6 protein-coding genes are annotated in these 12295 nt (G+C 70.4%); all 6 read right to left on the reverse strand.

Annotated features, from left to right (window positions below; genetic code table 11):
- Nucleotides 1-56: 56 nt before the first annotated feature.
- Nucleotides 57-2780, reverse strand: a complete 2724-nt coding sequence (locus ACOBQU_RS14625; protein WP_423627265.1) for a polymorphic toxin-type HINT domain-containing protein — start codon at nucleotides 2778-2780, stop codon at nucleotides 57-59.
- Nucleotides 2690-6442: a hypothetical protein gene (locus ACOBQU_RS14630; protein WP_423627267.1), complete on the reverse strand. Its 3753-nt coding sequence runs from the start codon at nucleotides 6440-6442 to the stop codon at nucleotides 2690-2692. The genes ACOBQU_RS14625 and ACOBQU_RS14630 overlap by 91 nt, the downstream gene beginning before the upstream one ends.
- Nucleotides 6443-6924: 482 nt before the next feature.
- Nucleotides 6925-8004, reverse strand: a complete 1080-nt coding sequence (locus tag ACOBQU_RS14635; protein ID WP_423634484.1) for a LamG-like jellyroll fold domain-containing protein — start codon at nucleotides 8002-8004, stop codon at nucleotides 6925-6927.
- Nucleotides 7911-10595 (reverse strand): LamG-like jellyroll fold domain-containing protein, encoded by a 2685-nt coding sequence (locus ACOBQU_RS14640; RefSeq protein ID WP_423627269.1) that lies wholly within the window; start codon nucleotides 10593-10595, stop codon nucleotides 7911-7913. Before ACOBQU_RS14640 ends, ACOBQU_RS14635 begins: the two co-directional genes overlap by 94 nt.
- Before the next feature lie 108 nt (nucleotides 10596-10703).
- On the reverse strand, nucleotides 10704-11135 hold the full coding sequence (locus ACOBQU_RS14645; protein WP_423627271.1) for a hypothetical protein: 432 nt from the start codon (nucleotides 11133-11135) through the stop codon (nucleotides 10704-10706).
- Entirely contained in the window at nucleotides 11132-12196 is a 1065-nt protein-coding gene (locus ACOBQU_RS14650) for a VCBS repeat-containing protein (protein WP_423627273.1), read from the reverse strand. The genes ACOBQU_RS14645 and ACOBQU_RS14650 overlap by 4 nt, the downstream gene beginning before the upstream one ends.
- Nucleotides 12197-12295: the final 99 nt, after the last annotated feature.

Here is a 12295-nt window from a genome sequence, read left to right on the forward strand (position 1 = left end):
CCGGAGAGGCTTGACGGTGACCTCTCCGGACTCTCCATTGTATTTACTCCTACCTACTACCACCCAGAGTCAGGGAAGTGAGGCGCACTGAAGGGCTTGATCGTCTTGTAGTGGTCGTTCGTCCATCCCATCACTACCCGACCATCGGGCAGGGTCTTCGCTAGAATCCGAGCGCTGTCCCCCTTAGATCCGGGAACTCGATACTCCAAGGCGCCGGCCCATCGCTTCTCGTGAGTCGCCCTGCCTTGGAATACCTTCTGCGCTCCCGTGGCAGGATCCGTCTGCGGAACGCCTCTCCCGGCCCTGATTTCGTCATACGCATTGACGAAGTGCCTCGACATCCCCTGCGGAAGCGGATCTGACAGCTTGCCATTAGGACAGCCATTGCTGTTGTGAATGAGCACCGGCGTCTGTCCCGCCAGCACATAGTACGTATGGACATCCGCGACCGTCAGGTTGTGAACGCCTGCCCGCTGGGTCCACCGCTCGACCGCCGTGATCTGGACGAGTGTTCCCGCGCTCGTGCGGAGCCACTGGCCCGGGTGAAGGTCCGTCGCGTCCAGCCACCGGTTCAGCTTCGGGACCCAGAAGGGGTGGCCGCCGGTCGCGGTGATGGAGGACGTCCTGGTGCCCTTGCCGCCGTCCACGTCGATCGTGACCTTGACCAGGTGCTTGGCGCCCTCGCCCTTGATCTCCGCCGTGACCGTCCTGATCCGCTTCTTACCGGTCTTCGGGTCCGTGGTCACGACCCTGTCGCCGACCTTGACGTCCTTGATGGCCTTCGTACGGCCGTCTGCCATCAGGACCTTCGTGTCCGGTGTGAAGCTGTTGGACAGGCACTCCCTCCTGGCGGCGTCCTCCAGTTCGTCGGCCTTCTTGTCGAGCTTGCGCCAGCGCTGGAAGCTGTCCTTGAGCTTGTCGATCAGCCCCACGGTGCGTTTCACCAGGACGGCGAGCTTCCGGGGATGCAGGGCGTACTTCTTGAGGAGTTTGGCGATCTTCGCCGGGCCCAGGTTGGTGAGCACGCCGATCGCGGTATTGCCGCAGCTGCCCAGGCTGCCCGTCGTGAAGCAGTCGAGGGCGTCGCTGATGCCCAGCTCCTCGCCGACGAGCTTGGCGAGCGCCTTGGCGGTCGACTTCGCCGTCGAGCTCTCGTGATTGGCCTGCGCCCGGGCGGACTCGGCCCTCTTCTCCGTGTCGGTCTTGCCGACCCCGTGGTACTCCTCGTACGCGTCCGTCGTCTTGACGTCGAAACCGCCCTTGTCGTTCTTCGCACACGACACGCCGATCAGGGCGCAGTCGATGGGGGCCTCGCCGGACGGGTCGGACTGGGTGACGGGGTTGTTGTTGGCGTAGGCGTAGCCGTTGATCTGCTGGGGATCGGTGAAGTCGATCAAGGGGTCGGCGGAGATGAAGCGGCCGTTCTCGGGCTCGTACTCGCGGGCACCGATGTTCGTCAGGCCCGTCGCGGCGTCGACCGGCTTGTTCAGGAAGCCCTTGTCGTCGACCCAGGAGCCGCCGCCGGGGGCGAGGTCGCGCCCGTTGCCGAAGGGGTCGAGGCGGCGGCGGGTCACCTGGCCGGAGGCCGCGTCCAGGGCGAGGGACATGGTGCCGTGGTGGTCGCCCGCCAGGAGTTGGACACCCTTCGCGGTGCGCAGGGCAACCGTCTGGCCCGCGAAGGTGTAGTAACGGGTCGCCTCGACCGCGCGCGAGGAGGTGTCGAGGGCCAGCTCCATGCCCGGCAGGTACAGCGTGTGCTTGCCCGGTGCCTTGCGGAGCAGCCGGGCGCCGGACGGGTCAGCGAGGTACGCCGTGTCCTGACCGCCGCCCTTCGAGGCCCTGGCCAGACCGCCCTCGACGTTCCACCTCAGGTCCGTCGTCGTGCCGTTGAGGACGCGGCGCTCGGTGTTGCCCGCCTGGTCGTACTCGTACGTGTCCTGGGACGTGACCGCCGGTCCCGCACCGCTGGCGGGGGTTTCCTGAACGACCTTGGTGAGTGTGTGCGGGCCGCCGTCGCCGGACGAGTCCTCGCCGTACGTGTAGGTGCGCGTGACGTCGGGCCTGCCACCCACCCCGTGCAGGGTCTGCTGACTGCGGTTGCCCGCGGTGTCGTAGGCGAAGTCCTGCCAGTAGGCGCCCGGGCCGCCGAGCGTCGCCCGCGTCGGGTCGGGGGCGCACGCCGCGTTCTGCTTGCTCGTGCCCGCCGCGCCGTCGGAGGAGAGGGCGGTCGCCCAGGCCGTCTTCAGGCGGCGCTGCCAGTCGTAGCGGAAGCACTGGACGTCGGCCTGGCCGTTCTTGGGGGTGTCGGCGATGGACGTGACGTTGCCGGACTCGTCGTAGGTGTAGTCGGCGTCGTACAGCAGGTCCGTGTCGGCGGTGTACACACTGGAGTTGGTGAGCCGGTCGGTGCCACGCTCGTACTCGTACGACAGCTGCGCCGTCCTGGTCCCGGACCCTCCGGTCGGTCCCAGCGTCAAGCGTTGGAGCTGGGAGGTGGGGGCGTACGCCGCCTGGGAGACGTAGGTGCCGGTGGGCTGGTCACCCAGGGTGGTGTTGAGGCGGGTGGGGCGCTGAAGGTCGTCGTAGACGTAGTCGAGGGTTTCGGCGGGCAGGCCGCCCGCCGCGGGCAGGCGTTGCGCGGCGACCGTACCGTCCGGGTTGTACGACGTGCCGAACTCGTAGGTTCCCTTCAGCTCGGGCTCGGCCGTGCCGCTGAGCGCCACCTGGGTCCTGAGCGGCTGGTACATCGCGTCGAGCTGGACATTGAGGGTCGCGGCCATCGGCTTGCCCTCGTCATACCGGTACGTGCCGTACAGCTGCCCCTTGGCGACCTTGTCGTAGCTGGTGACCGTGAGGCGGGTGCCGGTGTCCGGCTCGCCCTCCCAGGTGGACTCGGGCGGCCGAGCACGTCGTACTTCGTGGATGTCTTCTTGTCGCGCGCGTCCGTCGTCGCCGTGAGGTGGTCGAGGACGTCGTACGCGTACGTGGACCTGCCCGTGTCCGGGTCCCGCGACGCGACCTTGCGGCCTCGCTGGTCGTAGTCGTACGACCAGGTATTGCCCGCCGGGTCCTTGACCGCCCTCAGCTCACCGGCCGGGGTGTACGTGTACGTGGTCGCTTCGTAGTCGGCGGCCGGGCCCGTGGGCTGCGGCTTGTCGCCCTTGTAGCGGCGTATCTCCGTCGTGCGGTCGCGGCCGTCGGTGATGGTCGTGGTGGGCGGGGTGCCCGCGGGCGGGTCGACGTGGACCCGGTCACCGCCGTACGCGTACGTCGTGCGCCACTTCTCCACGTCGGCCGACTGGAAGATCTCCGCGGTCTTGCGTCCGGCGCCGTCGTACCGGGTGAGGGTCCGCCCGTCGATCTCGCCGGTGGGTACGAACACCGCGTCGCTCGGGGCGCCCCTGGCGTAGTAGTCGCTGTCCGTCTCGACGACGTTGCCGAGGCCGTCGTAGTGGGTCTCCGCGATGAGGCGGCCGCCCTCGGGGCCCTCCACCTGTTCCTGGCGGGGCCGCAGCATGCCGTCGTAGAGGGCGTACTCGGTGCCGTAGGTGTTGTCGTTCCCGATCCGCTCCGTCTTGACGGCGGTCGGCGCGCCCTTGCGGACGAGGTAGCCGTACTTGACCGACGGGGTGACGCCGGAGGACTTGGAGCGGTCGGGCAGCCAGACCGAGGTGAGGCGGCCGAGCGGGTCGTAGGCGAGGTCGGTGCGCTTGCCGTTCATGTCGATCTGCGCGGCCACGCTGCCCCAGGAGCGGACGTACTCCGTCGACATCTCCCAGCCGAGCGGGTTCGTCTCGGTGAGCTTGGTCGTCAGACCATCCGTCTCGGTGTACGCGAGCTTCGTCTCGGCGCCCTTGGCGTCCTTGACGCGCAGCGGGCGACCGAAGACGTCGTAGTCGGGCGTCTCGGTCACCGTCTCGTACACAGCCTTGGTGCCGTCGTGTGAGGCGAGCCGCTGGACCTTGCTGATGTCGCCCTTGACCGGGGCCTCGCCGAGGCCCTTGCCGTCGTAGAAGGTGAGGTCGTCGGAGATGACGTCCTTCGCCCGGTCAGGCTTGGCGTCGCAGGAGACGGCGACCTTCTCCACCCGGGAGACCAGACCGAGGAGCCGCTTGCCCGCGTTGTCCGCGTACTCGGTGCGGACGCACTGGTTGTCGTCGGCGTCCCCGACCTTGCCGTAGTCGTCGGTCTCGACGACGCGGCCGGTGGCCGTGTCGTAGCGGTGGATGGACTTGGTCTCCCGCCATCCGCCGGACGAGAGTGCCGTGTACGTCGTCGTGGCCGCGGGGCGGACGTAGTGCGCCTTGCGTGTGCCCCAGTCCTTGACGCGGGTCGCCGTGGCGCGTGACCAGGTCGTTCTGATGCTCTTCTCGACGACCTTGTCCTCGGCGAAGCCACCGTCGTAGGTGGTCGTCTCCAGCTCGTGGCCGGAGAGTTCCTCGTTGTCGGCGTGCTTGGTGCCGGTGGAGTCGGTGACGTCGCCGCCGAGGCCGCGCAGAAAGACGTGCTCCGAGCGCTGGTTGGACGCGTGGGCGGTGCCGTCGGACTTGGTGACGCGGACCTTGCCGTAGCCGCGCCAGTCGCTGCGGGTGCGGTACTCGTCCTTGGTGATGCCGTCGGCCTTGGCCTTCCGCCAGCCGGGGTTGCCGAGGTAGTCGTAGGTGCTGACCATGTCCGGGGCGCCGCCCGTCAGGTCCTTCTCCACCACGCGCTCGACCAGGTACTTGTGGAACCAGTCGGTGATCGGCTTGTCCTCCCCGGGCGGGTTCCACTTGACCGGGTAGCAGGCCTTGCTGGAGGCGTCCGGGTCCGGCAACGCGTCGGCCTTGCACTCGGCGGCGCGGTAGTGGACGTTCAGCTGACCGCCGGTGTCGTTGGCCACGCCGGACAGGCGAAAGCGGTTCATCGGCTGGATGTTGTCGCCGGGCTTGTCGACCCGGTTGGGCAGCTGCTGGCCGAGGAGTTCGACCGCGGGCAACTCAGCGGTGCCCGAGCCCGCGTGGCCGGTGTGCTTGATGCTGTTGAGCCACAGGGACTTGGAGCTGTCGCGGTTGTCGGTGAAGTCGTGACCAAGCGTCCAGGAGTCCACGGCGGCGTAGCCGGAGCCGTCGCGGATCTGCGTGGTGACCTTGCTCAGCTTCTTGCGGGTCCAGAAGGTCGGGCTGTTCTGGCCCTTGCACTTGGTGTCGGCATTGCAGTTGAGGTCCCACGGCACGTCCGGCCAGCGGGCGGCCGTAGCGTCGTTGAGGTCGCCGGGCTCGCAGTCGGCGGCCGGGCCCAGGCAGCGCTCGTCGATGTCGAAGACCATGCGCGCTGCGGCCGGGACGTCGTAGACCTTGCCGTCGCGCTGCCCGTAGTCGACGCGCTTGAGGTAGCCGCCCCGGGTGTAGGGCTTGCCGTTCTCCTCGGTCAGCAGGCCTTGCGTGTAGTGGTTGGTCTCCCTGCCGTAGAAGTACGACATGGCGTTGCCGCGCGGGTCCACGACGTAGTCGAGATTCCAGCGCCAGGCCTGCTTGCAGTGGGCCTTGCCGAGGTCCGCGTCGTGGCAGGGCTCGCCGGAGTCGTCGCCGTACACGGGGGCGGTCCAGGCGGAGCGGGTCTGCTCCTTGCCCGTGGTGTAGCCGGGGAGGTTGTCCAGGCCGAAGTAGTACTGAGTGCCTTCAGTGGTGGTGAGGCGCCAGTGCTCGCCGTTGTCGTCGCCGTTGCTCGCACCGGTGAGCTTCTCGATCTTGCTGTTGTCGTCGCCGCTGACCCGCCACTCGCCGGTGTCGTCGTCCTTGATCAGCTCCCCAGAAGTGCCCCCCGCGAGCTGGATGGTCGCGTTGTCGTAGGCCCAGCACAGGTCGCCGTTGGTCCTCGGGTGGCCGTCGTCGGCGCACGGCTTGTAGCGGCGCTCGATGTAGCCGGGCTCGTAGCCGAAGCCCTGACCGATCCAGGAGCCCTGGTTGTTGGTGGCGGCCGTCTGGCCGTCGACGCCCTGCGAGTTGTAGCCGAGGGTGACCGACGGGACCAGGCCGCCCGGCGCGGGCGGGGTGCGCAGCGGGTAGGACCAGTTGAAGGCGCCGGAGGAGTTCGCCACGCTCCATTCCGACGACGGTGCTAGCGGGGTCGCGCCGAAGCTGCCCTGGTCGCCCGAGGGACCGGCCGTGGCGGCGAGCACGGTCACCGGTGCCTCGTCCGCCGGGCCGCCCGCGCGGACCGGCACGTCCGCGCTCACGGTCCGGTCCGCGCTGTGGTTGGTGCTGCTGGGCAGCGCGCGCGGAGTGGTGCAGCGGTCGGTGCGCGGGGTGGTCAGGGCGCACTCCGGCAGCTGCACGAGGCGAAGTCGGGAGCCGTAGCTGGCGCCGTAGGCCTCGGCGAAGCCGGAGTAGTCGAGGGCGACGTGGACGGTCCCCCCGGCCTTCGCGTCCTCGGGCCGCGCGTCGGCGACGGTGAGCAGCACTCCGTCGACGCCCGCCGCCTTCGCTCGCTCCCGGCTCAGTACGCGGACTGCGACCGTCTCGGGAACGGGTCTCGATCTCGCCCTGGGATCGGGGGTCCGGCTTCGACGGGCAACCCCTCTGCCCGGGTCCCCTTGTCACCGAGGGTGACGACGTCGCGGCCCGGCTTCGGCCATCTGACGTCGGGAGCCTCGGTGACCCTCGCCTTGTCCACCGGGTTGGCTCCGCGCGCCTTCGGCTTCAGATCCTCGCCTGGTACGGGTTTGCCCAAGTCGCTCTGGAGACTCGGGGGTTGGGTGCGTGAATCGTCGGCTGGGGCTGCTGGCGTGTACGGGGGCAGCAGGCTCACGGCGAGCGCGACGCCGAGGCCGGTCACGATCTGACGGCGGATCCCCCGACGCGCGCGACGCGACGGCGAGCGGAACCATCTGAGCGTAGGCATGTCACCTCTCCAGGGAGTCTGACGTCGGGGTTCGGGCCGTGCTCAGGAGGCGGACCGGCCGGACGTGAGGCCCGAGATCCGTGCCACCAGCGGCTCGTCCAGGGCGCCCGCGAAGACGCGCACCTCGTCGATCGCGCCGGAGAAGTACTCCGAGCCGTTCGCGGCGAGGCCGGTGCGCCCGACCTGGAGCCCGGTCGTGGACAGGTCCCAGCTGTGGGTCCACGGCACGGCCTGTCCGGTCCACCTGCCGTTGACATAGAGCCGTACCTCGCCGAAGAGCGCGTTGTAGGCCAGCGCCAGGTGGTCGCCGACGCCCTCGCTGCTGGGGGTGGTTCCGGTGGCCTCGACGCGGGTCTCGGCCGCGTTGGTCGCGTCCTTCGCGGTGAGGACCAATTGCCAGCGCTTGCTCCCGGCGTCGTACCGCACCCGTGCGGCCTGCCCCTTCGTGCCGGGCAGCGTGATCACGGCCTGGTCGGTCCTGGCGTCCGGCGCGGAGAGCCGGGCACGGACGGCCAGGGTGAAGCTCGCCTTCGGCTGGAGCAGGCCGGGCGGGCGGCTCGCGTAGCCGTCCTTGCCGGGGAACGCGAGGTGGCCGTCGCCCCACAAGGGCTGGGCGGCGGGGACGCATGACGGGTCGGTCGGCTCGCAGGTGTCGTCCGGCTGGTAGACGGAGGCGTCGCCCGCGAGCGTCAGACCGCTGCCGCCGACGCGGTCGGGCACCTGTCCGGCGACGGCCTCGTCCGCGTCCCAGTAGGCGAGCTGGAGCGGCGGGACGCCGCCGAGGCTCTGGGTCTCCTCCGCGGTCACGACCCGGTCGAAGACCTGGACGTCGGCGATCGTGCCCTTGAGGTGAGCGGTGTACCCGGCGGGTTCGAGGGCCCGTCCGATCTGGAGGGAGCCCGTGGCGTTCCAGGTCGTCGGGCGTTCCTGGACGTCGCCGCTGACCAGCGTCCCGTTGACGTACATGCGCATGACGCCCGTCGGGCCCGCCTGGGCGGCCGTGGCCTCATCCTTGTCGTAGACGCCGACTAGGTGCGTCCATTCGCCGGGGACCGGCTGGGGCCCCGGACCTCCCAGGAGATCCTTGAGTCGACCTCCGTGTCGGGGGCGAGGAAGGACCAGCGCCGGGACGAGGCGTCGTAGCCGAGCGAGAAGCCGGACTGGGCGGAGCCGTCCTGGCTGAGGACACTCATCGAGGTGTCCGGCAGTTCCGGGAGCCGCACCCACGCGGCCACCGTGAAGGTCTTGTCAGTGTCCACGATGTGGCGGCCCGCGTTGAGGTACGCCTCGGCCGTGCCGTCGAGCCGCGCTCCGGTGCGCAGCGAGCCGTGCGGCCCGTCGGCGCCGAAGGCCACCCCGCGCCCCGCCTGCGCGGGTGCCGTTCCGTCGCCGCCGACGGCGTGTGAGGAGCCGACGGGGTCGGCGAGGGCCCAGGATGCCTTCGGCGCCCGGCCCTTGGTGACGCGGAAGCGGTGGGACGTGGTGACGCGGCGGCTGTTGCCCGCCCTGTCCTCGGCCTCGACGTAGAGGGTGGTGATCCCTTCGCGCGGCGGCATCCAGCGGATCACGGCGGGCCTGCCCGGCTCGGGCGGGGTGGCGATCCGCTCCGCCTCGCCGGTGAACTGATAGCGGTACCTGGCCACGTCGGTGCCGGGCGCGTGCACCGTGAACGTGCCGTAGTCGCCGACGCCCACGTGCGGCTTGCCGTCGTTGGGGTACTCCGACGAGGTGACCGCCGGGGCGTCCGGCTTGGTCGTGTCGAGGATGAACTGGCAGCGCGTCGCGTCTCCCTCGTGGCTCCACGGGCCCCATGCCTCGCTGTCGCCGCCACGGACCCACCAGCCGATCTCGGTGTTCTCCGGCAGCTTGAACGCGCCGGTTCCATCACCCGGGATGTCGCTGCCCACCTTGTAGGTGAACTCCTCGAACCCGCTGTCGCGGGTCGGGGACGTGTTGGACGGCAGGAAGCCGGTGGTGACGGTGTAGCTCTTCTTCTCTCCGTTCTTCTCCGTCCAGAAGACCTCGAACTGTGCGCGCAGCTTCTCGGTGTTGCCCTGTGCGTCTCCGTGGTCGGGGTCCCAGATCACCGCGGACAGCGTCGGAGGCACCTTCGTCAGGTGCTTGTCGGGCTCGTCGTAGACACACCGGCCGCCGGGGTCCATCGACAGCTCGCTCATCTTCGGCTGGTACGGGGGCCGGTTGTACGTGATCTCCAGCGCGGCGTTGTTGCAGAACCGCTTCCAGGAGACGACGGAGTCCTCAGTCGCGGCCTGGAGTCCGAAGGTCGTGGTGTCCCAGCCGCTCGCCGCCGCCTTCTCCATCGTGCCCTTGACGTTGAACCGCACGTTCTGGTTGACCGGCGAGCAGGTCCCCGCGGGGTTCGTCGGCGAGTCGGAGGCCAGGTGCTCCTTGTTCGACGGCTTATTGGACCAGTTCGTCCGGGCGTTGATGGCACTGCCGCCGGAGCTGTTGACGCGGTGCAACTGCACCGAGCGCGCCTCGCTGTTGTACGTCCCCACGAGGGTGATCGCGAACTCGGCCTTCAGGATCGTCTTGCCGCCGAGGCCGCCGGTGGGCAGGGCGTAGTACTGCCGCTGGACGTCGTTCGTCCCCGTGCAGCGGGTGGAGGCGTTCGTCGGGCAGCGGCCGACGCCGCGACCGAACTCCGGGCCGTCGGAGTCGGGGAACTTCCAGCCCTCCTTGTCGGGGCTGCCGGACGACACCCACGTCCAGCCGGTGCGGCTCGTGGTCCTGTTGACCGGGTCGATGAACACGGGGTACCGCGTTTCCCTGTCCTTGAGCAGGTTCATGTCCGGCCTCAGGGTGAGCTTCCCGTTGCCGACGCCGAGGCCCACGTCGGCGACGCGTGCTCCGTCCGGAGGCGCGGCGGCGGCGCGGGCCACGGCGGCCGTACCGCGCGGCCGGGCGGCACCACGGGAGTCCCACATGACGGGCTGCGGAGCCTCGAACACGGTGCCTCGGGACGTCCTGTCGCGGGCCACGAACCCGCCGTCGGGGTGTGCGCCGAGGTCGACTCCGCGCACCCGGAGGGGCAGTTCGACGCTCTTCAGCCGCGGGTGGTCCGCGGCTTCCGGAGTCCTGACCACCAGCAGGTGCGCGAACCCCTCGTTCTCCACGCGGACGACCAGGTCGACGTCGGGCAGGACGGACCGGTACGTCGCGGTGTCGCCGTCGACCACGGGCTCGGGCAGCTTGCCGGGCCAGGAGACGGACATTGTCCTGCCGTCGCGCTGCATGGTCGCGAACGGCCCGGTGCCACCGCCGGAGACGGTCACGGCCGTGGCCGTGGCCCGTGGCGCGAGGTGGCCGCCCGGCCGCCTCACCAGGGTGGTGTCGATGTCGACCCACTTGCCGTGCTTGCGCGTGCGTACGGGCCGCGCGTACTCCTTGGCGGTGAAGGTCCCGTCGGGGTTGGCGAAGGTCTGACCGCGCTCGCCCCGCAGGGACAGCACCTCGACCGGTTTGCCCGAACGTGCGGCCGCGGTGGTCGCGGCGCTCTCCGTCGGTGCGCTCCGGGGCGCCTTCGCACGCGGTGCGTCGCCCGTGGCGCTCCCCCTCCGCTCGCCGTCCGCGGCGCCGACCGCGGTGTCCGGCCCTGGGAGGCCGGAGATCCCGGCGGTGAGCAAGACGGTCAGCGCGCACACCACGATGGCGGCCCGACCGCGGGCTCGGCGCATGGCTCTGCTGTTCACGGTGTCCCCCACCTTTGGTTGAGTGCCGACGCGCCCCGTGGCCGGTCGGTGTCGAGTCGTGCGTCGCCGTGCTGCCTCACCGTCGTGCCTCGCGGCATGAGGAGAGCGTCAGCGGATGGCGGTGCCGAAGGCCTTGCCCTGGTCGGGCAGGCCGTCCGCGCCGGGCTTCAGCGTGCGGACCTCTCCTGCGCCACCGCCGACGCGGCTCCACGGCGCCACGTACACCACGCCCTTCTGCGCGCCCACGGTCTTGCTGTACGGCACCCCCACGTACAGGTCCGTGGCCGAGGCCCACAGGCCGAGCCCCGTGAAGTCGCGTGCCTCCGGGGCGTCCGGCAGCACCCCGCCACCGCGGGTCAGGATCTGGTCACCCGTGCCCGGTGCCCCGAGTCCCCGGAAGACATGGACGGCCCCCGAGTTCTCCGCGGGGCCCACCTCCTGGTTCGGCACGCTCACCGCGAGCTTGACTGTCGACGCGGTGCCCACCGCGCCGGGAGCCGTGTGCGCCAGGGCGACCCGCTGGCCGAAGAAGTCGCTCACCACGGGGTCCTCTCGACCTGCGGGGAGAGGCGGTCGATGAGGTTCACCTCACTGACGGTGCCGTTCTCCTTGACGTGTACGACCGTGACGGCTCCGGCGTCGGTCACGTCGCTGACGTCCTCGTTGGGGGTGCCGATCGCCAGCAGGGCGTCCTTCTCGGACTCCGTGCCCGCGGGGCGGTACGCGACCATCGACAGGGAGGTGCCGAAGCGGTCGCCCTTCTCGGACGTGCCGGACACCAGGGCCGAATGGTTCTCGTCCAGGCCGTCGACGACGGCCGGGCGGCCGTTGTCGAGGGTGTGGCGGAACAGCGCCACCGCGCCCGCCCCGGACTCGGCCGCGATCGCCTCGCCCGGCGCGCCCACCGTGAGGTACCGGTCGGTCGCCGCCAGCGCGTACCCGAAGCGGTCGTGCGCCTCGACCACGCCGGGGACTCCCGGATCGTCCTGGCTGACCGTTGACTTGGTGGTGCCCTGGACGTAGTGGACGCTCCCGGCGTCCTGCGCGGTGCCGATGTCCTCCCCCGGCACTCCGACGGCCAGGAACGGCTTGCCGTGCGACGTCGTTCCCGCCGCGACGGCCACGCCGAACAGGTCCCCGGCCTCGGTGACGGTGGAGCCGTCGAGCCCCGCCTGGGTGTAGCTGTCGATCACGGAGCCCTCGCCGATGCCCGCGGGCCTGCCGTGGATCACGTACACCGCTCCCGCGTCCTCCTGCGGCCCGGCGGCGGTGGTGACGTCCTCGTACGGAGTCCCCACCACCAGGTCCGCGCAGCCGTCCTGGTCGGCGTCGTACACGGCGATCGACGAGCCGAACTTGTCGCCTGCCTCCGGGTTCGCGGTCATGTCGCTCAGCTGCTGGGACAACTCGGCGACCCCTTTGCCGCCGCCGAGCACGACGCGGACGAGGCCCGCGCCGACCTTGCCGTCCACGGTGGCCTCGGCGTCCGCGACGGCGGTGTCCCGGATGCCGTCTCCGTTGAAGTCCGACTCCGTCCCGGCGGTGCACGCGGGCGCCGCGCCCGCCGACGGCACGTTCACGGACAGCGTCAGGGCGGCCACCAGCGCTCGCGACCGCTCCCCAACTCGTCACCCTCAGACCACTGCGCACGTTCTGGCCCCACTCCACAGTCCCCACCCCAGAGTCATGGATCGCCGTTA

Origin of the sequence: Streptomyces sp. G45, from assembly GCF_049542095.1 — a bacterium.
Taxonomy (GTDB): Bacteria; Actinomycetota; Actinomycetes; order Streptomycetales; family Streptomycetaceae; genus Streptomyces.

Excerpts from the sequence above, each read along its gene's own strand:
- ACOBQU_RS14625 (WP_423627265.1), bottom strand. The coding sequence starts at position 2,780 with ATGGCCGCGACCCTCAATGTCCAGCTCGACGCGATGTACCAGCCGCTC.